The organism is Micromonospora chalcea, assembly GCF_002926165.1.
In the GTDB taxonomy this organism is placed as follows: domain Bacteria; phylum Actinomycetota; class Actinomycetes; order Mycobacteriales; family Micromonosporaceae; genus Micromonospora; species Micromonospora chalcea.
The window spans coordinates 1-22,172 of record NZ_MAGP01000151.1 but is presented as its reverse complement, the minus strand read 5'-3'; the positions used below and the strand labels follow the sequence as shown (position 1 = coordinate 22,172).

General features: G+C 74.4%; 22 protein-coding genes. 21 read left to right on the top strand and 1 reads right to left on the bottom strand.

From position 1 onward, the window contains the following. Nucleotides 1-62: 62 nt before the first annotated feature. A complete protein-coding gene (locus BAW75_RS25935; protein ID WP_104115211.1) occupies nucleotides 63-863 on the bottom strand; it encodes an AfsR/SARP family transcriptional regulator in 801 nt (266 codons plus the stop codon). A gap of 429 nt (nucleotides 864-1,292) precedes the next feature. Between BAW75_RS25935 and BAW75_RS25930 the strand changes: the two genes are divergently transcribed. The 21 genes from BAW75_RS25930 to BAW75_RS25830 all read left to right on the top strand — a co-directional run bounded on the left by BAW75_RS25930 (nucleotide 1,293) and on the right by BAW75_RS25830 (nucleotide 22,134). Then, nucleotides 1,293-1,646: a TcmI family type II polyketide cyclase gene (locus tag BAW75_RS25930; protein ID WP_043323608.1), complete on the top strand. Its 354-nt coding sequence runs from the start codon at nucleotides 1,293-1,295 to the stop codon at nucleotides 1,644-1,646. Further along, complete coding sequence (locus BAW75_RS25925; protein ID WP_104115210.1) at nucleotides 1,643-3,367, top strand: acetyl-CoA carboxylase carboxyltransferase subunit alpha; 1,725 nt, start codon at nucleotides 1,643-1,645, stop codon at nucleotides 3,365-3,367. The genes BAW75_RS25930 and BAW75_RS25925 overlap by 4 nt, the downstream gene beginning before the upstream one ends. Then, a complete protein-coding gene (accB, locus tag BAW75_RS25920) occupies nucleotides 3,367-3,846 on the top strand; it encodes an acetyl-CoA carboxylase biotin carboxyl carrier protein (protein ID WP_064445760.1) in 480 nt (159 codons plus the stop codon). The genes BAW75_RS25925 and accB overlap by 1 nt, the downstream gene beginning before the upstream one ends. Continuing rightward, nucleotides 3,846-5,411, top strand: coding sequence for an acetyl-CoA carboxylase biotin carboxylase subunit (locus tag BAW75_RS25915; RefSeq protein WP_104115209.1), 1,566 nt, complete (start codon nucleotides 3,846-3,848; stop codon nucleotides 5,409-5,411). Before accB ends, BAW75_RS25915 begins: the two co-directional genes overlap by 1 nt. After that, entirely contained in the window at nucleotides 5,408-6,115 is a 708-nt protein-coding gene (locus BAW75_RS25910; protein ID WP_104115208.1) for an SRPBCC family protein, read from the top strand. The genes BAW75_RS25915 and BAW75_RS25910 overlap by 4 nt, the downstream gene beginning before the upstream one ends. Then, nucleotides 6,112-6,522: a cupin domain-containing protein gene (locus tag BAW75_RS25905; RefSeq protein ID WP_104115207.1), complete on the top strand. Its 411-nt coding sequence runs from the start codon at nucleotides 6,112-6,114 to the stop codon at nucleotides 6,520-6,522. Before BAW75_RS25910 ends, BAW75_RS25905 begins: the two co-directional genes overlap by 4 nt. Beyond that, nucleotides 6,519-7,790 (top strand): beta-ketoacyl-[acyl-carrier-protein] synthase family protein, encoded by a 1,272-nt coding sequence (locus tag BAW75_RS25900; protein WP_104115206.1) that lies wholly within the window; start codon nucleotides 6,519-6,521, stop codon nucleotides 7,788-7,790. Before BAW75_RS25905 ends, BAW75_RS25900 begins: the two co-directional genes overlap by 4 nt. After that, nucleotides 7,787-9,034: a beta-ketoacyl synthase N-terminal-like domain-containing protein gene (locus BAW75_RS25895; RefSeq protein ID WP_104115205.1), complete on the top strand. Its 1,248-nt coding sequence runs from the start codon at nucleotides 7,787-7,789 to the stop codon at nucleotides 9,032-9,034. The genes BAW75_RS25900 and BAW75_RS25895 overlap by 4 nt, the downstream gene beginning before the upstream one ends. A gap of 264 nt (nucleotides 9,035-9,298) precedes the next feature. Next, nucleotides 9,299-10,696 (top strand): class I adenylate-forming enzyme family protein, encoded by a 1,398-nt coding sequence (locus BAW75_RS25890; RefSeq protein WP_104115217.1) that lies wholly within the window; start codon nucleotides 9,299-9,301, stop codon nucleotides 10,694-10,696. A gap of 180 nt (nucleotides 10,697-10,876) precedes the next feature. Continuing rightward, nucleotides 10,877-11,140 (top strand): acyl carrier protein, encoded by a 264-nt coding sequence (locus BAW75_RS25885; protein WP_104115204.1) that lies wholly within the window; start codon nucleotides 10,877-10,879, stop codon nucleotides 11,138-11,140. Continuing rightward, nucleotides 11,140-11,385 (top strand): hypothetical protein, encoded by a 246-nt coding sequence (locus BAW75_RS25880; protein ID WP_104115203.1) that lies wholly within the window; start codon nucleotides 11,140-11,142, stop codon nucleotides 11,383-11,385. The genes BAW75_RS25885 and BAW75_RS25880 overlap by 1 nt, the downstream gene beginning before the upstream one ends. Beyond that, nucleotides 11,378-12,508: a beta-ketoacyl-[acyl-carrier-protein] synthase family protein gene (locus tag BAW75_RS25875; RefSeq protein WP_104115202.1), complete on the top strand. Its 1,131-nt coding sequence runs from the start codon at nucleotides 11,378-11,380 to the stop codon at nucleotides 12,506-12,508. Before BAW75_RS25880 ends, BAW75_RS25875 begins: the two co-directional genes overlap by 8 nt. 146 nt (nucleotides 12,509-12,654) lie before the next feature. Further along, a complete protein-coding gene (locus BAW75_RS25870) occupies nucleotides 12,655-13,095 on the top strand; it encodes a beta-ketoacyl synthase chain length factor (RefSeq protein WP_104115201.1) in 441 nt (146 codons plus the stop codon). Further along, entirely contained in the window at nucleotides 13,092-14,711 is a 1,620-nt protein-coding gene (locus tag BAW75_RS25865) for a class I adenylate-forming enzyme family protein (RefSeq protein ID WP_104115200.1), read from the top strand. Before BAW75_RS25870 ends, BAW75_RS25865 begins: the two co-directional genes overlap by 4 nt. Beyond that, the gene (locus BAW75_RS25860; protein ID WP_043323632.1) at nucleotides 14,708-15,970 is read left to right on the top strand and encodes a beta-ketoacyl-[acyl-carrier-protein] synthase family protein; all 1,263 of its coding nucleotides are present in this window, start codon (nucleotides 14,708-14,710) and stop codon (nucleotides 15,968-15,970) included. Before BAW75_RS25865 ends, BAW75_RS25860 begins: the two co-directional genes overlap by 4 nt. Before the next feature lie 60 nt (nucleotides 15,971-16,030). Further along, nucleotides 16,031-17,128 carry a 4-hydroxyphenylpyruvate dioxygenase gene (hppD, locus tag BAW75_RS25855; RefSeq protein ID WP_104115199.1) on the top strand — a complete coding sequence of 366 codons (1,098 nt, stop codon included), beginning with the start codon at nucleotides 16,031-16,033 and terminating at the stop codon, nucleotides 17,126-17,128. After that, entirely contained in the window at nucleotides 17,125-18,048 is a 924-nt protein-coding gene (locus BAW75_RS25850) for a phytanoyl-CoA dioxygenase family protein (protein ID WP_043323636.1), read from the top strand. Before hppD ends, BAW75_RS25850 begins: the two co-directional genes overlap by 4 nt. A gap of 2 nt (nucleotides 18,049-18,050) precedes the next feature. Continuing rightward, nucleotides 18,051-18,848: a DUF3050 domain-containing protein gene (locus tag BAW75_RS25845; protein ID WP_104115198.1), complete on the top strand. Its 798-nt coding sequence runs from the start codon at nucleotides 18,051-18,053 to the stop codon at nucleotides 18,846-18,848. Next, nucleotides 18,845-19,816: a thiamine pyrophosphate-dependent dehydrogenase E1 component subunit alpha gene (locus tag BAW75_RS25840; protein WP_104115197.1), complete on the top strand. Its 972-nt coding sequence runs from the start codon at nucleotides 18,845-18,847 to the stop codon at nucleotides 19,814-19,816. Before BAW75_RS25845 ends, BAW75_RS25840 begins: the two co-directional genes overlap by 4 nt. Further along, complete coding sequence (locus tag BAW75_RS25835) at nucleotides 19,816-20,781, top strand: alpha-ketoacid dehydrogenase subunit beta (protein WP_104115196.1); 966 nt, start codon at nucleotides 19,816-19,818, stop codon at nucleotides 20,779-20,781. Before BAW75_RS25840 ends, BAW75_RS25835 begins: the two co-directional genes overlap by 1 nt. Before the next feature lie 3 nt (nucleotides 20,782-20,784). Beyond that, the gene (locus BAW75_RS25830; protein ID WP_104115195.1) at nucleotides 20,785-22,134 is read left to right on the top strand and encodes an ATP-grasp domain-containing protein; all 1,350 of its coding nucleotides are present in this window, start codon (nucleotides 20,785-20,787) and stop codon (nucleotides 22,132-22,134) included. The last annotated feature ends 38 nt before the right edge of the window (nucleotides 22,135-22,172 follow it).

Below are 22,172 nucleotides of genomic sequence, written 5' to 3'. Positions count from 1 at the left end.
GTGTGACCCCCTCTGCCGCGCGGTGCTGAGCTCACCGTGCCGGTCGCGCTGTCACCTCGCCGTCACCGCGTACCCCGGGGGATTGATGGCGGTGCCGCCTTGGCGGCCCGGTCCGTGCGGCGCGGCGGCGGCGGTTCCGGGCGGCTGGCCCGCCGGATCGGCGCGAGCGTGTCGTCCAGCAGCGCGGTCATGGCCGGGGACGGTTCCAGGCGCAGTTCGCGCAGGAGCAGGTCACGGTAGACGTAGAAGGAGTGGACCGCCTCGAACGCGTTGCCCTCGGCCAGGTGGATGCGGACCACCAGGCGGTGCGGGGTCTCCCGCAGCGGTTCGGCGGCCATCGCCTCCAGCGCGGCCTCGAGCGCCTCGCCGTGCCGGCCGGCGGTGAGGTGGTTGCCGGCGAGTTCCTCCAGCATGTGCAGGCGCAGCTGGCGCAGCCGTTCGCGTTCCAGCAGCACCCAGTCGTCGTACCAGCCGGGGAGCAGGTCGTGGCGTCCGGCGCCGGCGGCGCCGCGGGGGACTGCGCCTTCGCGTACCCGGGTGGCCGTCTCCACCAGGTCGTCCACGTCGAGGCGGACGGTCGGTCCGAGGCGGACGGTGTCGCCGTCGGTGCGCAGCGGGCAGCACGGGTCCTGCCGCAGCCGCCACAGCGCGGTCCGCAGCGACGACAGCGCGCGCTCCTCGGGGGTCTCGGGCCAGAGCAGACCGGCGAGGTGGCTGCGGGTGGCGGCCGGGCGCAGGCCGATCAGGGCGATGACGCGCTGCAACCCCCGGGGTACGACCACCGGAGTGTCCTCGTGCAGCAACTGGAAACCGCCGAGCAGGTGCAGTGCCACCCGTGGGGCGGGTTCGCCCGCCGTCGGCATCCTCGATCCACCCGACACGGCGCACCCCCCAGCACCGGAACCCTCGTCCCGACCGTCGTCTCCCGGCCCGTCGCCCGCGACGCCGGTGTCGGAACGCCTCCACCACGGTCCGGAACCTCCACCGTGGCCGGGCTGACCGAGACGGAGAATATCAATGCCTGTTACTCTCAGTCAACGGTCGGTCGGCCACCTGACCGTCCGGCGCGGACCCGTAACACGCCTGTGATCTGCGAAAAAGTGTCGCCGCCCGGAAACCGAAAGGTGATCTTCCCATAGCTCACGCACAGCTCCCGTCAACGCAGCGTCACCATGTTTGTGGCGCGATGGGGTGCGGTTGACGCCCGGTAGACGGCCCTGGCGGCACCGTGTGGCAATCCGTGCGGCGCGACCGGTTCGCCGCGCACCGGGACGTACGCAGGGAGGCCGCGAATGGACCGTTCGCTCATCGTCGCCAAGGTGGTGCCCACGGCCGAGGACCGGGTGGCCGAGATCTTCGCCGAGTCCGACGCGACCGAGCTGCCCGGCCTGGTCGGTGTCCGGCACCGCTCGCTGTACCGGCTGCACGATCTCTACGTCCATCTGCTGGAGACGGAGACGCCGGCGCAGGGCGCGGTGGAGGACAACCGCGGGCACCCGGAGTTCATCCGGATCAGCGAGCGGCTGCGGCCGTACATCTCGCCGTACCTGCCGACCTGGCGCTCGCCCCGCGACGCGATGGCGCACTGCTTCTACCGGTACGACGCCCCGGCCCACCTGCACGACGCCGCCGGGCGGCTTCAGTGACCACCACCGCGCCGCGCGACGAGCAGCTGTGGTCCCGGTGCGACGGCTGCGCGTCGCTGCTCTACCGCAAGCGGCTGCGCCGCAACCTGGACGTGTGCCCGGAGTGCGGCTCGCACGCCCGGCTCGACGCGCCGGACCGGGTGGCGCAGCTCGCCGACCCGGACTCGTTCACGCCGCTGCCGGACCGGGCGGTACGCGTCGACCCGATCGAGTTCGTCGACGCGCTGCCGTACCCGCACCGGCTCGGCGCGGCCCGCGCGGCGACCGGCCTGGACGAGGCGGTGCTCTGCGGCACCGCCCGGGTGGGCGGGCACCCGGTGGCGCTGGCGGTGATGGACTTCCGCTTCCTCGGCGGCAGCCTCGGCTGCGCGGTCGGTGAGCTGATCACCCGGACCGCCGAGCGGGCCCTGGCCGACGACGTCCCGCTGGTGCTGGCGGCCGCGTCCGGCGGCGCGCGGATGCAGGAGGGCGCGCTGTCGCTGATGCAGATGGCCACTGTCAGCCAGGCCCTCGCGGGGATGCGCGAGGCGGGTCTGCTGACGGTCAGCGTGGTCACCGATCCCACGTACGGCGGGGTGGCCGCCTCCTTCGCCACAAACACCGACCTGGTGCTCGCCGAGAGCGGCGCCCGGCTGGGCTTCGCCGGCCCCCGGGTGATCCGCCAGGTCACCGGCGCCACGCTGCCGGAGGGCTTCCAGACCGCCGAGTACCTGCTGCGCCACGGCCAGGTGGACATGGTGGTGCCCCGGCACGCGCTGCGCGGCCGGCTCGCCGCGCTGCTCGCCGCCGCCCACTCCGGCCGCCGCGCGCCGGTGGGCGCGCCCGCGCCGCGCCCGGCGCCGGCCGTGAGCACCGTGGCCGCCGCGCCGGACCGCGACCCGTGGGAGACGGTACGCACGGCGCGGCACCCGGGCCGCCCGACCACACTGGACTATCTGGAGACCGCGTTCGATGGGTTCGTGGAGCTGCACGGGGACCGGCTCGGCGCGGACTGCCCGGCCGTCGTCGGCGGCATCGCCCGTCTCGACGGCCGGCCGGTGATGGTGATCGGCCACCAGAAGGGACACACCACCGCCGAGCTGGTCACCCGCAACTTCGGCATGGCCAGCCCGGCCGGGCACCGCAAGGCGCTGCGGTTGATGCGTCTCGCGGCGCGGCTGCGGCTGCCGGTGGTGACGCTCGTGGACACGCCCGGCGCGGACCCAGGGGTGACCGCCGAGCAGCAGGGCCAGGCGGCGGCGATCGCGGAGAACATCCTCGCGCTCACCGTGCTGCCCACGCCGGTGGTGGCGGTGGTCACCGGCGAGGGCGGCAGCGGCGGCGCGCTCGCGCTCGCGGTCGCCGACCGGGTGCTCATGCTGGAACACGCGGTCTACTCGGTGATCAGCCCCGAGGGCTGCGCCGCGATCCTCTGGCCGGACAGCTCGGCGGCGCCGCAGGCGGCCCGCGCGTTACGGCTCACCGGCGCCGACCTGTGCCGCCTCGGCGTGGTCGACGAGCTGGTGCCGGAGCCGCGGCCGGCCGCGCACGCCGACCCGGCCGGCGCGGCCGAGCTGCTGCGCCGGGCGGTCGCGGCGAACCTCGCCCCGTTGCTCACCGTGCCTCCCGCCACGCTGGTCCGCCGACGGCGTCAGCGGTTCCGCCGCTTCGGGGCGGCCCGCTCGGCCACCGCCGGTCCCGCCGCGACGGCGCGCGCCGCCGAGCGGCCGGAGGTGGCGTGATGGCCGACGTGGAGTCCGAGCAGGTGCTCGACGGGCTGCGCCGGCAGGCCCGCAAGCTCGTCGCGGACCTGGCCGGGCCGGTGCGCCGGGTGCGGCTGCGCAGCGGCGAGTCGGTGCTGGAGGTCGAGTGGCACGACCCGGCGGCGCCGGCGCCGCGCGCCGGGACCGAACCGGTGGCCGCGCGCATCGAGGATCCCGCCCGGCAGACGGCGCCGCCGGTCGACCGGCCGGCCGTGCGCTCGCCGGTGGTGGGCACGTTCTACCGGGCTCCCGAGCCCGGGGCGATGCCGTTCGTCGCGGTCGGCGACGTGGTCCGGCCGGGCCAGGTGGTCGGCATCGTCGAGGCCATGAAGCTGATGAACGAGGTGACCGCCGGCCAGGCCGGACGGGTGGTCGAGGTGCTTGTCGACGACGGCAAGCCCGTCGAGTACGACCAGCCGCTGATCGCCCTGGAACCGGTCACCGGACAGGACGGCTGATGTTCGACAAGGTGCTGATCGCCAACCGGGGCGAGATCGCGCTGCGGGTGCTGCGCGCCTGCCGGGAGCTGGGTGTGCGCACCGTGGTGGTGCACTCCAGCGCCGACGCCGACTCGCTGCCGGTGCGGCTGGCCGACGAGGCGGTCCGGATCGGCCCGGCGGCCAGCCGGCGCAGCTACCTCAACGCGGCGGCGATCGTGGAGGCGGCCCGGCAGACCGGCGCGCAGGCGGTCCACCCCGGGTACGGCTTCCTGTCCGAGGACGCCGACTTCGCCGAGATCTGCGCGGAGAACGGGTTGGTCTTCGTCGGCCCGCCGCCGCAGGTGATGGCCGCGCTCGCGGACAAGTCGACGGCGCGGGCGCTGATGAGCGCCGCCGGGCTGCCGCTGCCGCCGGGCAGCGTCCGGACGCTGGCGACGGCCGCCGAGGCGCAGGAGGTGGCCGCCGACGTGGGCTACCCGGTGATCGTGAAGGCCGCTGCGGGCGGGGGCGGGCGCGGCATGACTGTGGTGCGCGCGGCCGCCGAGCTGCCCCGCGCGTACGCCCGTACCCGCGCCGCCGCGCAGGTCGCGTTCGGCGACGACCGGGTGTACGTCGAGCGGTACCTCGCCGACGCCCGCCACGTCGAGGTTCAGGTGCTCTGCGACGGCCAGGGCAACGGCGTGCACCTGGGCACCCGGGACTGCTCGGTGCAGCGCCGGCACCAGAAGCTGATCGAGGAGGCGCCCGCGCCCGCGCTGCGGCAGGCCACCCTGGACACCGTCGCCGAGGTGGCGCTGCGCGGCGCGCTGTCGGTCGGCTTCACCGGCGCCGGCACCGTGGAGTTCCTGGTGGACGAGGCGGAACGCTGCCACTTCCTGGAGATCAACTGCCGGATCCAGGTGGAACACCCGGTCACCGAGATGGTCACCGGCGTGGACCTGGTGCAGGAGCAGCTGCACATCGCGTACGGCACCCCGCTGCGCCTGCGTCAGTCCGACGTCCGGCTGACCGGCGTGGCGATCGAGTGCCGGGTCAACGTGGAGGACCCGGACCGCGACTTCGCGCCCGCGCCCGGCCGGCTGGACCGGTTCCGGCCGCCCGGCGGCCCGTTCACCCGGGTCGACACCCACGGGCACGCCGGCTACCTGGTCAGCCCGCACTACGACTCGCTGCTGGCGAAGGTGGCGGTCTGGGCGCCGGACCGGGACGCCGCGCTGGACCGGCTCGACCGGGCGCTGGCCGAGTTCGACGTGGCCGGTCCGGGTGTGCGTACCACGATTCCGTTCGCCCGGCGGGTGCTGCGCGACCCCGCGTTCCGGGCCGCCCGGCACACCACCGCCCTGGTGGAACGCCTGCTCACCCCGCCCGCCGTGGCCACCGACGGGCCCGTCGGGAGCGCCGCCGACGCCGGGAGCGCCGACAGCGCCCCGGCCGGCGAGCGGGCCGACGGCGCCCACGCCGGCGCCGTCGTACCGCGGCTGCGGTCGGCGGTGCCCGACCCGCGCGCCGAGGCCGACCCGGCCGGCCGTACCCCCGTTCGCGCCGTGCCCGCCGCCGGCCCGACCACCTGGAGGAACCGATGACAGTCGCCCCCGACCGCCCGCTCGCCCGCGAGATCACCGACATCCTGGTCACGCACTGCGGCCTGGACCCGGACGCCGCCGCCAGCACGCCCGCCGCGAGCCTGGAGGAGCTGGGCATGGACTCGCTGGCGCTGCTCGAACTGTCCGCGGTGGTGGCCGACCGGTGGCGGGTGAAGATCCCGGAACAGGCCGGGCAGCTCAGCATCGCCCGCGCCGCCGACCTGGTCGCCCGCAAGGCCGATCCGCCCGGGCACACCGAGAACGCGGTGGAGATCGACGCGCCGCTGCCGCTGGTCTGGGAGATCACCAACGACGTGGCCCGGTGGCCCGAGCTGTTCACCGAGTACGCGGTCGCCGAGATCCTGCACCGTGACGGCGACACGCTCCGCTTCCGGCTCACCATGCACCCCGACGAGAACGGCGTGGCGTGGAGCTGGGTCAGCGAACGCACCGCCGACCCGGCCACCCGCGAGGTGCACGCCCGGCGCGTCGAGACCGGGCCGTTCGAGTACATGCGCATCCACTGGCGGTACGAGGAGATCCCCGACGGCACCCGGATGACGTGGACGCAGGACTTCGCGATGAAGCCGACCGCGCCGGTCGACAACGCCGGCATGACCGACCGGATCAACACCAACAGCGCGATCCAGCTCGCCGTGATCAAGGAGAAGATCGAGCGGGCGTACGCGGGAGGCACCCGATGACCGACACCACCACCGCCCGGGTCTCCGTCCACGACGTGCCGGCCGACCGCCGCCGCGGCGGGGAGCTGCGGGTCCTGCTCGGCCCGAAGACGGTCGGCAGCACCTCCGGATTCATGGGCGTGGCCACGCTCGCGCCGGGGGAGCGGATCGCCGAGCACTACCACCCGTACAGCGAGGAGTTCCTCTACGTCGCGCGCGGCGCGATCACCGTCGACCTGGACGACGTGCCGGTGCCGCTCGCCGCCGGGGAGGCGCTCTACGTGCCGAAGGACGTGCGGCACCGGCTGCGCAACACCGGCGACGAGCCCGCCGAGGTGGTGTTCCACCTCGGACCGCTCGCCCCACGCCCGGAACTCGGCCACGTCGACACCGAGAGCGCTGCCCCGCCGCCACGGGAGCCGTCGTGACCGGCCGGCGCACCGTGGTCACCGGCGTGGGCGTCGTCGCGCCCGGCGGCGCCACCCGGGACCGGTTCTGGAAGACGATCACCGAGGGCCGCACCGCGACCCGGCGGATCAGCTTCTTCGACCCGTCGCCGTTCCGCTCGCAGATCGCCGCCGAGTGCGACTTCGACCCGGACGCCGCCGGGATCACGCTCGCCGAGCGGCAGCGCGCCGACCGGTACGTGCAGTTCGCGCTCGCCTGCTCCGCCGAGGCGCTCGCGGACAGCGGACTCGTCCTCACCGACGCGCAGCGCGAACGCGCCGGGGTGGTGCTCGGCACCGCCGTCGGCGGGACCATGGCCCTGGAACAGGAGTACGTGCGGGTCAGCGACTCCGGCCGGCACTGGCTGGTCGACCACGCGCTCGGCGGGCCGTACCTCTACCAGGCGCTGGTGCCCAGCAGCCTGGCCGCCGACGTGGCGTGCCGGCACGGCCTGCACGGCCCGGCGCAGGTCGTCTCCACCGGCTGCACCTCCGGCATCGACGCGATCGGGTACGCCCACCAGCTCGTCGCCGACGGCGAGGCCGACGTGGTGCTGGCCGGGGCGGCCGACTCGCCGATCTCCCCGGTCACCGTCGCCTCGTTCGACGCGATCGGCGCGACCAGCCCGGACAACGACGACCCGGAGCACGCCTCCCGGCCGTTCGACGCCGACCGGCACGGGTTCGTCCTCGCCGAGGGCGCCGCCGTGCTGGTGCTGGAGGAGGCCGAGCACGCCCGCCGCCGGGGCGCGCACGTGTACTGCGAGGTCGCCGGGTACGCCAGCCGCAGCAACGGCTTCCACATGACCGGGCTGCGCCCGGACGGCGCGGAGATGGCGGTGGCCATCAGCGACGCGCTGCGGCAGGCCCGGCTCGCCCCGTCGGCCGTGTCGTACGTCAGCGCGCACGGCTCCGGCACCCGGCAGAACGACAGGCACGAGACCGCAGCGTTCAAACGGGCGCTGGGGGAGACCGCGTACCGGGTGCCGATCAGCTCGATCAAGTCGATGGTCGGCCACTCGCTCGGCGCCATCGGCTCGATCGAGATGGCCGCCTGCGCGCTGGCCATCGAGTACGGCGTGGTCCCGCCCACGGCGAACTGGACCACCCGCGACCCGGAGTGCGACCTGGACTACGTGCCGAACGAGGCGCGGGAGGTGCCGGTAAACGTGGCGCTGTCGGTGGGCAGCGGGTTCGGCGGCTTCCAGTCCGCGATGGTGTTCCGCCGGCTGGCGGCGGTGCCGACATGACCGCGCGGGCCGTGGTGACGGGCATCGGTGTGGTCGCGCCCAGCGGGATCGGCGCCGAGGCGCACTGGAACACCGTGCTGGCCGGCACCCGGCGCATCGGGCCGATCACGCTGTTCGACCCGGAGCGCTACCCGACCCGGGTGGCCGGGGAGGTGTCCGACTTCGACCCGGCCGGGTTCAGCGACACCCGGCAGCGGGTGCAGACCGACAGGTGGACCCACCTCGGCTTCGCCGCGACCAGGCTGGCGCTGGCCGACGCCGGGCTGCCCGAGGTGTCGCCCGACCCGTACCAGTGGGCGGTCACGCTCGCCAGTTCCTCCGGCGGCAACCTGTTCGGCCAGCGGGAGCTGCAGCGGCTGTGGGGCGGGCCGACCCGCACCGTCGGGGCGTACCAGTCGATCGCCTGGTTCTACGCGGCCAGTGTGGGCCAGCTGTCGATCCGCCACCAGTTCAAGGGGCCGTCCGGGGTGACCGTATCCGAGTCGGCCGGCGGGCTGGACAGCCTCGCGCACGCGGTGCGCACCGTCCGCCGGGGCACGCCGGTGGTGATCGCCGGGGCCACCGAGTGTCCGCTGAGCCCGTACGCGCTCGCCTGCCAGCTGCGCTCCGGCCTGCTCAGCGACGTGTCCGACCCGCAGGCCGCGTACCGGCCGTTCGACGTCGCGGCCAGCGGCTACGTGCCGGCCGAGGGCGGCGCGGTCTTCGTGGTCGAGGAGCTGGGACACGCGCTGGCGCGGGGCGCGCGCGTCTACGGGGAGATCACCGGCTGGGCCGCCACCCACGACGCCGCGCCCACCGACCCGGCCACCGGCCCCGACCCGGCGCACTACGCCCGGGCGCTGCGGCTGGCGCTGGAACGCGCCGGGGTACGCCCGCACGACGTGGACGTGATCTGGCCGGACGCGCTCGGGGTGCCCGCGTACGACCGGGCCGAGGCGACCGCGTTGCGTGCCGTCTTCGGCGATCGGACCCCGCCGGTGACCACCCAGAAGCCGCTGACCGGCCGGGCGCACCAGGGTGGGTCCGCGCTGGACGCGGCCACCGCGCTGCTGGCGTTCCGCCGCGGGATGCTGCCCGCCTCGGCCGGCCCGGACGAGCCCGCGCCCGGCTGCGAGCTGACGTTCCTGCGGCAGCCCCGCCCGCCGCGCAGCCGGATCGCGCTGGTCGGCGCGCGCGGCTTCGACGGGTTCAACAGCGCGCTGGTGCTGCGCGGCGCCGCGCCTCCACCGGCGGGCGAGCGCTGAGCGGGGCCACCCGGGAGCGTCGTCGCCCGCCGTCCGCGCGGGAGCCCGCGCGCACAGCATCCGGCGGCCGGCGGACTACCTTGCCGGCGTGGCCCCGATCCTGCCTGTCCGATCGAGCCTGAGCAATCCACCCAGCCGCTGTTTTGGATCTAGCCATTTGCATCTGGCGATGCGGAAGAGGGTCGTCGTAGGGTTCCGCCATACCCCGAACGACGTACCCGCTGGGCGGATCCGCCCAGTTCCTCATTGGAACGGTGGCTGGTCGTGACTGCACATCCCGTGGCGGAAGATCCTGCCTCGACGACGGTGGACTGGGTGGACGACATCCTGTTCACCGGCCGCGACACCGACATCTGCCTGCGCCTGCCCGAACCGGTGGACAAGGGCACGCTGCGCCGGCTCGTCGGCGAGGCGCAGGACCGGCTCGCCGAGGCCGGGCTGCGCGCCGGAGGCGCGGCCGCGCTGCGCCTGCCGCCCTCGCTGGCGTACGTGGCGCACCTGCTCGCCACCTGGCGCAGCGGCGCGCAGGCGGTGCTGCTGGACCACCGGCTCACCGACCACGAGGTCGACCAGGCGCTGCGCCGGCTCAGCCCGCAGGTGGTGGTCGCCCCGGTGCGCTCCGGCGGCGGCGCGCTGCGCATCTTCGTCGACGTCACCGCCGGGGTCAGCGCGTACTCCGACCGCCCGGCGGCCAGCCCGCACGCGGTGATCCAGCTCAGCTCCGGCTCCACCGGACCGTCCAAGGTGATCGGCCGCACCGCCGCCGACCTGGTCGCCGAGGTGCGCCGCTACACCCGCATCGACGGCGTCGCGCTGCCCGGCGAGCGGATCATCCTGCTGCCCAGCATGGTGCACGTGCTCGGCCTGGTCGGCGGCCTGCTCTACGGGCTGCACGCGGGCGTCGAGCTGTGCCCGCCGGAGCGGCTCAGCGGCGACGCGATCCTCGCCGCCGTCGCCGCCCAGGACACCCCGGCCACGGTGCTCGGCGTGCCGTTCCACATCGGGCTGCTCGCCTCCACCACACCGGCCGGGCCGCTGCCCCAGCTCAAGCGCATGACCACCGGCGGCGAGCTGGTGAGCGCCGCCGTGGCGAACGTGTTCACCGACCGCTACGGCGTGCCGCTGGGCAACATGTACGGGATGACCGAGGTCGGCGTCATCGGCACCGACCTGTACGGGCGGCACCGCCCCGCCATCGCGCCCGCCCCCGGCATCGAGGTGCGCGAGCGCGACGGCGAGCTGTGGGTCAGCTGCCCCGCCAACCCGTACGTGGGACTGGCCGACCCGACCCGGTGGGCCGACGGCTGGCTGCACACCCGTGACGCCGGGGTGGTCGACCCGGACACCGGCCTGGTCACCATCAAGGGCCGGCTCGACTCGCAGGTGTCGGTGGGCGGCCTGAAGGTCGACCTGACCGAGGTGGAGGCCACCGTCGCCGGCCTGCCCGGCGTCGTCGCCGCGGTGGTGGTCTGGGACGACGGCATCACCGCGTACGTCCAGACCGACGGCTCACTGACCGAGGAGACGCTGGACAAGCTGATCGCCGAGCGGCTGGCCGGCTTCAAGCGCCCCCGCACGCTGCGGCTGCTCGACCAGATGCCCCGCACCACCACCGGAAAGCTGGTCCGGTCGGTCCCGGCGCTGCGGGACGCGGCGTCGTGACCGGCCCGCTGTACGAGCCGCGCAGCCGCCGGACGCCCGCCGGACGTCCGGTCCACCCCGAATCCCGACCCGCCCCGGCCGAGCGGCGCGCCACCCGCGCGCCCGAGCCGGCCGGTCCACACGCACACGGTGTCCCGACCGGGCACCGTCAGCCGGTACACGGAGAAGAGGTCTGAACCCATGCGAGACCAGGTCCGCACTTTCGTCGTCGAACAGCTCGCCGACATGAACTACGACGTGGACGAGCTCGACGACGACACCACCCTCGGCCCCTCCGGCGTCGACCTGGAGTCGCTGGCCCTGGCCGACCTCGCGGTCCGCGTCGAGGACCGGTACGGCCTGAAGTTCGCCGACGACGAGTCGGAGAAGCTGGCGCTGATGACGGTCGGCGAGTTCACCACGATGGTCGCCGACCGGGTGGCCGCGAACAGCGACAAGTCCTGATGTCCGGTCAGCCCGACCTGGGGCGAGCTGACCTGGTGAGCATGCTCGCCGAACTGACCGCGAAACCCGCCGACCAGGTGCCGGACCGGCTCGGCTCGATGGAGCTGGCCTGGCTGGTGCACATGGTCGAGCAGCGCTACGACCGCCGGCTGGACCTGAGCGACGACCAGCTCGCCGGAATCCGCACCGTCGACGACGCGCTCGCGGTGTTCCGCGGCGCGCTGACCGCTCCCGCAGATGGCTGAGCGGGAAACCGTACGGATCACCGGCACGTACGCGCTCAGCGCCCTCGGCAGGGGCGCCGACGCGCTGCTGGCCGGGGTGCTCACCGGCGCCCCGGCGTTCGGACCGGTGCGCCGTTTCGACACCACCGGCCGCCGGGTCACGGTGGCGGCCACAGCGCCGGACGTCGGCACGCTCGCCGACGAGCTGGCCGACGCGATCGACGCCGCCGCCGGGGCCGCCGGGCTGGACCGGGCCGGGCGCGCCGGGTCGGCGTTGTTCCTGGCCACCCACGGCGGGCCGCACTCGTTGCCCGTACCCGAGGGGCGGGACGCGCCGACGGTGCCGGCGCTCGCCGGTCACCTGGCCGCGCGGTGCGGCCTGGGCGGGCGGACCCGGATCTACACCACCGCCTGCGTGTCGGCGAGCAGCGCGGTCGCCGACGCGGCGGCGCTGATCCGCCGGGGCGACCTGGAGCGGGTCGTGGTCGCGGCCGGTTACCTGGTCGAACCGGACCAGTACGCGCTGTTCGACGCCGGGCGGGCGCTCGCCGCCGACGGCGCGGTACGCCCGTTCAGCGCCGGCCGCAAGGGACTGCTGCTGGGCGACGGGGTGGCCGCCGTGGTGCTGGAGTCGGCGAGTGCCGCCGCCCGGCGGGGCGCCGAGACGGTGGCGACGGTGGCCGGGTGGGGGCGGGCGGGGGACGCCTACCACGCGTGCCAGCCGCACCCGGAAGGGCTGGGGCTGGCCCGGGCGGTCGAGGCGGCGCTGCGCCGCGGCGGGCTGCCACCGGAGGCGGTCGGCTACGTCAACGCCAACGCCACCGGCACCCCGTTCAGCGACGCCTCCGAGGCGGCGGCGCTGACCCGGGTGTTCGGCGACGGCGCCGGGCGGCTGCCGGTCAGCTCCACCAAGTCGGTGCACGGGCACGCGCTGGAGGCGTCCGGGCTGCTGGAACTGCTGGTCACCGTGCTGGCCCTGCGGCACGGCAAGCTGCCGGTCACCGCCGGCTGGCTCGGCCCGGACCCGCAGTGCCCGCTGGACGTCATCCGCGACGCCCCCCGCCCCGCGCGCACCGGGCACGCCCTGACCCTCAACGCCGCCTTCGGCGGCGCCAACACCGCACTCCTGGTGAGCACCTCATGACCGCCTCCACCCCCAGCCCTCCGCGATCTTGCACTTCCGGCCCCGGCGAAACGGGCACAACGCCCGCCGAGAGGGCGCCAACCGCAAGATCGCGCAACGACGCGGAGGCGCGGTGGCCCGAGGACGGGGATGAGGGGCCGGCGGGGGTGCCGGGGTTTGTGCACTCGGCGTTCGCGCCTCTCGTGGTGGCGGTGGCCGAGCGGTGCCTCGCGCGGCGCTACGGCACCGGGCCGCTGCCGCCGGGCAACGGTACGGCGGTGGTGCTGGTCAGCGCCGGCGGGGACACGGCCAGCGCGGCGCACGTCCGGGCCGCGGTGGACGCCGGTGACCGGATCGGGCCGCTGTTCTTCTTCCAGTCGGTGCCGAACAGCGTGGCCGGGCACGTCGCGGCGCGCTGGGGACTGGACGGGCCGGTGGTGTGCCTGAGCCCGACCGGCGACCCGCGGGCCGAGGGGGAGGCCGAGGCGGACCTGCTGCTGCACGACGGCGACGCCGCACAGGCGTTGCTGATCCTGATCGAACTGGCATCGGACGGTACGCCGGGCGAGGCGACCGCGGTGCTGCTGGGGGAGGGAACACGTCAATGAGGACGAAGGGACTGCGCGGCGCGCTCGCAGCCGACGCGGAACTCGGCGCGGGCAACGTGCTCGCCCGGGTGCTGGCCCACGGCGCCGCCCCGGACGGGCCGGGGCTCACATTCGACACCGAGGTCGACGGCCACCCGGCCGAGACCCCGCTGACCCTGGGCCGGCTCGACCGGATGGTCGCCGCCCGGGCAGCCTGGCTGCACGAACGCGGGGTGAAACCCCGCGACCCGGTCGCCGTCTGGGCCGGTACGGCCGCCGACATGGTGCTGTCGTTCCTGGCGCTGACCCGCCTGGGCGCCATCCCGGCGCTGATGAACGGCAGGCTGCGCCCCGAGATCGCCGCCGAGTACATCCGCCGGCTGCGCGCCGCCGGGGTGCTCGCCGACGCCGCGCAGGCGCAGGCGCTGGCCGGGCACGACCTGGGCGCGCCGATGCTCGGCGAGCCCGCGCAGGCCGGGGCCGGCGACCCGGACGCGGCGCCCGCGCACTACCGGCACCACCCGGACGACCCGATCGTCATCACCCACACCTCCGGCACCACCGGAGTGCCGAAGGCGGTGCTGCACTCGCACGCCAGCCTGTTCGCCGCGACCCGGCACCTGCTGTCCATGCCGCAGGCGCAGGGCACCACGCGCATCCTCAACGCGCTGCCCGCCCCGCACACCGCCACCGTGCTGATGGTCAACCAGGCGCTCGGCAACCGGGCGGAGATGTTCCTGCTCTCCGAGCAGGGCGGCGAGCGGGTGCTCGACGCGATCCAGCGGTGGCGCCCCGACGGCGTGTTCGGCTTCTCCGTCACCTGGGCCGAGCTGGCCCGCTTCGACCTGTCCGGCTACGACCTGGACTCGGTGCGGCTGTGGTTCAACACCGGCGACTGCTCGCACGAGCCGCACGTACGGCGGCTGGTCGCGGTGGGCTCCCGCGACGTGGTGACCCGTCAGGGCGTGACCCGGGTACCCGGGTCGGTGTTCATCGACGGCCTGGGCTCCAGCGAGATGGGCCACTCGATGTTCCACATCACGCACACCTCCGACACCGACAGGTACGGCCGCTGCGTCGGCCGCCCGTACCGGTTCACCAAGGTCGCGGTGCTCGACACCGACGGCAACGAGCTGCCGCCCGGGCAGGTCGGCTGGCTCGGCATCGACTCGCCGTCGCTGTTCCGCGGCTACTGGAACGACTCGGTCACCACGTACCGGTTCCGGCTGCGCGGCTGGTACCTCACCGGCGACCTGGTGTACGCCGACGAGGACGGCCGCTACTACCACCTGGACCGGGCGGTCGACTCGGTCGAGGCGGGCGACGGCAAACGGTTCTTCACCGCGCTGTCCGAGGAGCGCATCCTGGCCGCCAGCCCCGACGTGACCGACTGCACCGTGGTGATCGTCAAGGCGGACGACGGCACGGTCACCACCGACGTGCTGCTGGAACTGGCCGCAGGCGCCGACCCGGACGCGGACCGCACCGAGCGGATCCGTACCGCGCTGGGCCCGGACGTGGGCGCCACGCTGCGCCGGATCGTCCCGGTGCGCGCCGACGACATCCCGGTCACCGTCACCGGCAAGGTACGCAAGGTGGCGCTGCGCGAGCGCTATCTGACCGAGGCGCCGTCGTGACCGCCGTCGTCACCGGCATGGGCCTGTTCACCCCGGCGGGGCGCGGCGTGGCGGACACGTTCGACGCGCTGCTCACCGGCCGCTCCGGGTTGCGCCGGCCGCCCGAGGGACACCCGGCGGCGGGCAGCCTGGAGGTGGCCGGCGTGCTGCCGGACATCGACCCGCGCAGCGTCGCCTCCGGACCGGAGACGAAGGTGCTCGACCGGGTGGTGCTGCTGGCCCTGATCACCGCCGCCGAGGCGCTCGCCGACGCGGGCATCGAGGTGGGCCGCGACGTCGACCCGGAGCGCATCGCGGTGATCGTCGGCGGTGTCGGCGGGATGTCCACGCTGGAGGGGCAGGTGCTGGCGCGGGCCGCCCGGGGCCGGGCGGCGGTCAGCCCGTACCTGCTCACCGGCATCCTGCCGAACATGCCGTCGGCGCGGATCGCCATCGCGCACGGCATCCGCGGTTACAGCTCGTCGGTCGGCACGGCCTGCGCCTCCGGCGCCCAGGCGGTCGCCGACGGGGTACGCCTCATCCGCTCCGGCGAGGCCGACGTGGTGGTGTGCGGGGCGAGCGAGGCGCCGCTGTTTCCCACGTTCGCCGACACGTTCGGCAACGCCCGGGCGCTGGCCCGGGGCTGGGACGAACCCACCGAGGCGAGCCGCCCGTTCGACAAGCGGCGCAACGGGTTCGTGCTGGCCGAGGGCGCGGCGCTGCTGGTGCTGGAGCGCGCCGGGCACGCCGACGGTCGGGGCGTGCGCGGCTACGCCGAGGTCGCCGGTTTCGGGGCGAACACCGACGCGTACCACCCGACCGCGCCGCGCCCGGACGGCGCGGGAGCGGCCGCGTGCATGCGCCGGGCGCTCGCCGCCGGCGGGATCGGGCCGGGCGACGTCGGGTACGTCAACGCGCACGGCACCGGCACCAAGCTCGGTGACGTCGCCGAGACGATCGCGCTGGCCGAGGTGTTCGGCCTCGGCGGCGTCCCGGTCAGCTCCACCAAGGCGCTCACCGGGCACCTGCTCGGCGCATCAGGGGTGCTGGAGGCCGCCGCCACCGCGCTGGCGCTCGACAGTGGCCTGCTGCCGCCCACCTACCACCTGGACGACCCGGACCCGGAGTGCGAGGCGGACCACGTCCGCGCCGTGCCCCGGCCCACCCGGGCCGACCACGCGCTGACGAACTCGTTCGGGTTCGGCGGCCAGAACGTCAGTCTGCTCCTGCGCCGGCTCTCCGGGCCGGCCCGCCGGGCCGCCACCCCGGCCGCCGGCTGACCGGACTCCAGTCCCGGGCGTCCGTCCGGGTCGCGATCACGGGGGGAACAGGGGAAGCCCATGACCATCAACGGGATAGACCATCTCGAACTGTACGTGGGAGACGCCCGGCAGGCGGCCTTCTACTTCGACAACGCCGTCGGTTTCCGGCTGCGCGGGCAGGGCGGGCCGGAGACCGGGCTGGACGGGCAGCGTTCGCTGCTGCTGGCCCAGGCCGGCATCCGGCTGCTGCTGACCCACGGGCTGTCCGCCGAGCACCCGGCGGCCACGTACGTGCACCGGCACGGCGACGGCATCGCCGTGGTGGCGCTCGCCGTCGACGACGCCGCCGGGGCGTACGCGGAACTGGTGGAACGCGGCGCGACACCGCTGAGCCCGCCGCGCACCTTCACCGGCGCGGACGCCGAGGTCGTGGTCGCCGAGGTCGGCGGCTTCGGCGACGTGGTGCACCGCCTGGTCGAGCGGCGCGGCGACCCGGAGGTGTTCCTGCCCGGGGCGATCGAGCCGGTGGCCGCGCCGGACGGCGACGAGCTGCTGGCCGAGGTGGACCACCTGGCCGTCTGCGTACCGCCGGGGCAACTCGACGAGATCGTCGCGCACTACGAGAAGGTGTTCGGCTTCGCCGACATCTTCACCGAGCACATCGAGGTCGCCGGTCAGGCGATGAACTCCAAGGTGGTGCAGAGCCCGTCGGGGAAGGTCACGCTGGTGCTGCTGGAGCCGGACACGAGCGCCCGGCCCGGCCAGATCGAGGACTTCCTGCGCTGGCACGCCGGCGCCGGAGTGCAGCACCTGGGGCTGCGCACCGACGACATCGTCACCGCCGTCGGCGCGCTCGCCGGGCGCGGGGTGCGGTTCGCCAGCACGCCCGGCGCCTACTACGACGGCCTGGAGCAGCGGGTCGGCCGCCTCGACGCGCCGGTGGACCGGCTGCGCGAGCTGAGCATCCTGGTCGACTCCGACCACGACGGGCAGCTGCTGCAGATCTTCACCGAGTCGATGCACGTGCGCCGCACCCTCTTCCTCGAACTCATCGAGCGGCGCGGGGCGCGCACCTTCGGCAGCGGCAACATCAAGGCGCTCTACGAGGCCAAGGAACGCGAGCTGGCCGCGGCGGGGGCGACCCCTGCTGCCGCGGCCGGAGGGGTAGGGGCATGACCACCATCGATCCCGGGCTGACCGCCGAGGAGGAGGCGCTGCTTCCCTCCGACGAGGACGTCCGGCACTACGCCGAGCACGGCTGGTACCTGTCGAAGAAGCTGCTCACCGACGACGAGGTGGACGAGCTGGTCGCCGCCACCGACAGCTACTACGCCGGGGAACGCGACCGGCGGCTGCCGGTCCGGCCGCCGAAGCTGGCCTACTGGGAGCCGGCCAAGGGCGACGTGCAGCGGCACAACGACTACGTGCACCACGAACACGACGGCATCGCGCGCATCCTGCGCAAACCGCTGATCGGGGCGGTCGCCGCCCGGCTGGCGCAGGCCACCGAGATCCGCATCTTCCAGTCCACGCTGATCTGGAAGCCGCCGATCGCCGGTGAGCCGTCGAACATCGTGCCCTGGCACTTCGACAAGCACTACTGGGCGTCCTCGTCGTCGGAGAACATGCTCACCGCGTTCATCCCGTTCCACGACTGCGGCGAGGAGATGGGCACCATCACCATGGTCGACGGCTCCCACCGCTGGCGGGAGATCGGCGCCGACGACACGGTGGTGCGGCACTTCGCCGACCGGGACCGCGACCAGCTCGAAGTCATGCTCGCCGAGAACGCGGCGTACAACGGGGCGACGATCCGCAAGATCCCCATGGTGATCCCCAAGGGACACATGAGTTTCCACCACTGCCGCACCTACCACGGCAGCGGTGCGAACGTCAGCGGACGGCCCCGCCGGGCCATCTCGCTGCACCTGCAGGACGGCGACAACGCCTGGCGGGAGTATCCGCTCTCCGACGGCACGCTCGCCGCGTACAACCACGACGTGCTGGTCCGCCGCACCCACGAGGGCCGGCCGGACTACGCGGACCCCGATTACTGCCCGGTCATCTGGCGCGACCGCGCCCAGCAGGGAGGCTGACAATGTCACGGTACGACTGGGGTAAGACGCACCCGGGCATCGAGCGACTCGAGCGGGCGGTGACCGAGCGCCGCGACGTGGTGGTCAAGCACCCGCTCTACGCCAACCTCGACACCCACGACGCGCTCGTCACGTTCATGGAGCACCATGTCTTCGCGGTCTGGGACTTCATGTCCCTGCTGAAGTCGCTGCAGCGGCAGCTCACCTGCGTCACGGTGCCGTGGATCCCGACCGGCCCGACCGGCAGCCGCCGCCTGATCAACGACATCGTCATGGTCGAGGAGAGCGACGAGCTGGGCGACGGCTACATCAGCCACTTCGAGCTGTACGTGCAGGGCATGACCGAGGCCGGCGCCGACACCACGGCCGTGAACAAGCTCGTCGACCTGCTGCCCGACGGCACGCCGGTCACCGAGGCGCTCGGCGCGGCGGGCGTACCCGCGGCGTCGGCCGCGTTCGCCGGCACCACCTGGCGGATCATCGAGACCACCCCGGTGCACTGCCAGGCCGCGGCGTTCGCGTTCGGCCGCGAGGACCTCATCCCGGAGATGTTCACCCAGGTCGTCGCCGTCAACGAACGCAGCAACCGGCTCAACAAGTTCGTCGACTACCTGGAGCGGCACATCGAGGTCGACGGCGAGCAGCACACCCCGATGGCCATGCAGATGCTGGCCGACCTGTGCGGCGACGACGACACCAAGTGGCAGGAGTGCGCCGACACGGTCAACGCCGCGCTGACCGCCCGCGCCCGACTCTGGGACGACATCCTCGCCGCCGTCAAGGAGGGCCGTCCGGCGTGACCGGCTCCGACCCGCTCCGGCTCTACCGGACGGTCCGGCTGATCCGCCGCTTCGAGGAGCGCGCGATCGAGCTGGTCCGCGCCGGACAGATCGTCGGTGGCATCCACCCGTACCTCGGTCAGGAGGGGATCGCCGCCGGCGTCTGCGCGGCGCTGGACCGCGAGGACCTGGTCACCGGCACCCACCGCGGGCACGGGCACGTGCTCGCCAAGGGCGCCGACCCGGCCCGGATGCTGGCCGAGCTGTGCGGCCGGGTCACCGGGCTCAACCGGGGCCGGGGCGGGTCGATGCACGCCGCCGACTTCGGCGTCGGCGTCCTCGGCGCCAACGCCATCGTCGGAGCCGCCGGCGCGATCCTCACCGGAGCGGTGTGGGAGCGCCGGCGGCGCGGCGCCGACATCGTCGGCGTCACCTTCTTCGGCGACGGCGCGGTCAACGAGGGCATGCTCCTGGAGGCGTTCAACCTGGCCGCGCTCTGGCGGGTGCCGGTGCTGTTCGTCTGCGAGAACAACGGCTACGCCACCACCATGCCGGTCGAGGGCGCGGTCGCCGGCACCATCGCCGGGCGGGCCGCCGCCTTCGGCATGCCGGCGGTCGCCGTCGACGGGCAGGACCCCGAAGCGGTACGCGAGGTCACCGCCGCCGCCGTCGCGCGGATGCGCGCCGGCGGCGGCCCCGAGCTGGTCGAGGCCCGCACCTACCGCTTCGACGCCCACCACACGTTCGAACATCAGGTACGCCTCGACTACCGGCCGCCGGAAGAGGTGGCCGAGGGCCGGTCCCGCGATCCCGTCGACATCGCCGGAGCGCGACTCGACCCGGCGGTACGGGCCGAGGTGGACGCCGCCGTCGAGGCGGAACTGGACGCCGCCGTCGAATACGCGCTCGCCGGTCCGCACCCCGACCCGGCGACAGCCCTGGACCACCTGTACGCCAGCGGGCTCACCGCCCGGACCGGAGGTGGCTGATGCCCCGGCTCTCCTACCGCAGGGCGCTCACCCGGGCGCTCGCCGACGAGATGGCCCGCGACGAGTCGGTCGTGGTGCTCGGCGAGGACATCCGGGTGGCCGCCGCGAACGTCACCACCGGCCTGCTGAAGAAGTTCGGCCCGGAACGCGTACGCGACACCCCGCTGTCCGAGCAGGCGTTCACCAGCTTCGCCACCGGCGCGGCGCTGGCCGGGGCCCGCCCGGTGGTGGAGTTCCAGATCCCGTCGCTGCTGTTCCTCGTCTTCGAACAGATCGTCAACCACGCGCACAAGTTCCCGCTGATGACCGGCGGCCAGTGCGCGGTGCCGGTCACCTACGTGGTGCCCGGCTCCGGCTCCCGCACCGGCTGGGCCGGGCAGCACTCCGACCACCCGTACGCGTTGTTCGCCCACGTCGGGGTGACCACAGTCGTACCGGCCACCCCGGCCGACGCGTACGGGCTGCTGGTCTCCGCGATCCGCTGCGACGACCCGGTGGTGGTCTTCGCCCCGGCCGGCGCGCTGGACCTGCGCGCCGACGTCACCGACCTGACGCCGGTGCCGCTGGGCCGCGGGATCGTCCGCCGCCCCGGCGCCGACGTGACGGTGGTGGCCGTCGGGCACCTGGTGCACGACGCGCTCGCCGTCGCCGAGGAACTCGCCGGGCAGGCGTCGGTGGAGGTCTTCGACCCCCGCACGCTCTACCCCTTCGACTGGGACGGCCTGTTCGAGTCGGTGAGCCGCACCGGGCGGCTGGTGGTAGTCGACGACGGCAACCGCTCCTGCGGCATCGCCGGGGAGATCATCGCCACCGTGGTCGAGCGGGTCCGGCTGGCCGCGCCACCCCGGCGGGTCACCCGCCCCGACGGTGCCGTGCTGCCCTTCGCCCCGGCCCTGGACCGGGCCGTGCAACCCGGCCGCGACCAACTCACCGCCGCCATCCAACTGACCCTCAAGGACGGATGAACGATGGACCCGAACTACACGTGGCCGCCACTCGGCCAGGCGTGGACCGACCTGCCCGAGTCCACCCGTACCGCGATGGTGACCACCGGCGCCGCGGCCTGGGAGAAGATCTTCCACGGCCGGGCCACGTACAACAAGCAGTGGCGGCTGGCCCGCCCGCCCGTCTTCACCGCCGACGCGTTCGGCGAGCTGAACGAGGTCTGCGACCGCATCGCCCAGCTCATCCTGGAAGCCTGCCGGCGTCGCGCGCGCACCGCCGGTGAGCTGCAACGGCTCCTCGACGTGCCGGAGGGGGAAACCCGGCTGCTCGACCCGGACGAGGAACTGCACGAGGGGCTGCTCGCCGCGTACCGGCCGGACGTGCTGTTCTCCGGCGGCGTGCCGTGCATCGTCGAGTACAACATCGACAGCAGCCTCGGCGGCGGCTTCGACGCCGACACCGTCATCCAGCGGTACGCCGAGCTGTACCGTACCCATGACCTGCTCGACGGCGCGCGGCCCGCGCCGTCCCTGCTGGACCAGCGGTTCGCCGCCATCCGGGACACGCTCGGCCTGGCCGACGGCGCGCGGGTGGCGCTGCTGATGGACTTCGACGCCGACTACCCGGGACTGGACGACCCGGAGACGTTCATCCGGATCCTGTCCCCGCTGATCGACCAGGCCCGCCCGTTCGGCATCGACCTGGACGTCGCCCCGGTCGCCACCGCCGGCCTGGACGCGCAGAGCCGCCTGGTCGTCGGCGGCGCCCCGGTGGACGCCCTGTTCCGGCTGTTCGTGCCGAACCGGGTCACCCCCAGCCCCGGCCTGGACGCGGTCGCCGGCGCGCTCGCCGCCGGCACGCTGCCGATGTTCGTCAGCAGCGCCGCCTGGCTGCTCAGCAACAAGCTCAACTACGCCTGGCTCTGGGAGGACCTGGACCTGCTGCCGGAGGACGACCGGACGCTGATCCGCCGGTACGTGCCGCACACCGTCGCGCTCACCGCCGACCAGCTCGACCGGGCGCTGGCCGAACAGGCCGACCTGGTGGCCAAGCCGGCCGGCGGATCGGCCGGGCATGGAGTGCTGATCGGCCGCGAGATGACGGCTGTCGCGTGGGCGGACGGGGTGCGCGCGGCGATCGCCGAGGGCGGCAACATCCTGCAGCGCTACCACGAGGCGGACCGGGTGGCGATGGACTTCGTGCAGATCGAGACCGGTGAGACGGTCACCGCCGACGTCCCGTACAGCCTCGCCCCGTACCTGTTCGGCCGTACCGGTTCCGGCGCGCTGGCCCGGGTCGGCTACCCGGGCTGCGACGAGGTCCTCAACCTGGCCCGAGGCGTCCTCCTGACCGGCATCCTCCTCACCGACTGACCCCCGCCCGCTCCACCCCCCCCCCCCCCCCCCCCCCC

Excerpts from the sequence above, each read along its gene's own strand:
- accB (WP_064445760.1), top strand. The coding sequence starts at position 3,367 with ATGGCCGACGTGGAGTCCGAGCAGGTGCTCGACGGGCTGCGCCGGCAG.
- BAW75_RS25930 (WP_043323608.1), top strand. The coding sequence starts at position 1,293 with ATGGACCGTTCGCTCATCGTCGCCAAGGTGGTGCCCACGGCCGAGGAC.
- BAW75_RS25905 (WP_104115207.1), top strand. The coding sequence starts at position 6,112 with ATGACCGACACCACCACCGCCCGGGTCTCCGTCCACGACGTGCCGGCC.
- BAW75_RS25835 (WP_104115196.1), top strand. The coding sequence starts at position 19,816 with ATGCCCCGGCTCTCCTACCGCAGGGCGCTCACCCGGGCGCTCGCCGAC.
- BAW75_RS25895 (WP_104115205.1), top strand. The coding sequence starts at position 7,787 with ATGACCGCGCGGGCCGTGGTGACGGGCATCGGTGTGGTCGCGCCCAGC.
- BAW75_RS25830 (WP_104115195.1), top strand. The coding sequence starts at position 20,785 with ATGGACCCGAACTACACGTGGCCGCCACTCGGCCAGGCGTGGACCGAC.
- BAW75_RS25910 (WP_104115208.1), top strand. The coding sequence starts at position 5,408 with ATGACAGTCGCCCCCGACCGCCCGCTCGCCCGCGAGATCACCGACATC.
- BAW75_RS25845 (WP_104115198.1), top strand. The coding sequence starts at position 18,051 with ATGTCACGGTACGACTGGGGTAAGACGCACCCGGGCATCGAGCGACTC.
- BAW75_RS25880 (WP_104115203.1), top strand. The coding sequence starts at position 11,140 with ATGTCCGGTCAGCCCGACCTGGGGCGAGCTGACCTGGTGAGCATGCTC.
- BAW75_RS25935 (WP_104115211.1), bottom strand. The coding sequence starts at position 863 with ATGCCGACGGCGGGCGAACCCGCCCCACGGGTGGCACTGCACCTGCTC.
- BAW75_RS25850 (WP_043323636.1), top strand. The coding sequence starts at position 17,125 with ATGACCACCATCGATCCCGGGCTGACCGCCGAGGAGGAGGCGCTGCTT.
- BAW75_RS25875 (WP_104115202.1), top strand. The coding sequence starts at position 11,378 with ATGGCTGAGCGGGAAACCGTACGGATCACCGGCACGTACGCGCTCAGC.
- BAW75_RS25865 (WP_104115200.1), top strand. The coding sequence starts at position 13,092 with ATGAGGACGAAGGGACTGCGCGGCGCGCTCGCAGCCGACGCGGAACTC.
- BAW75_RS25885 (WP_104115204.1), top strand. The coding sequence starts at position 10,877 with ATGCGAGACCAGGTCCGCACTTTCGTCGTCGAACAGCTCGCCGACATG.
- BAW75_RS25915 (WP_104115209.1), top strand. The coding sequence starts at position 3,846 with ATGTTCGACAAGGTGCTGATCGCCAACCGGGGCGAGATCGCGCTGCGG.
- hppD (WP_104115199.1), top strand. The coding sequence starts at position 16,031 with ATGACCATCAACGGGATAGACCATCTCGAACTGTACGTGGGAGACGCC.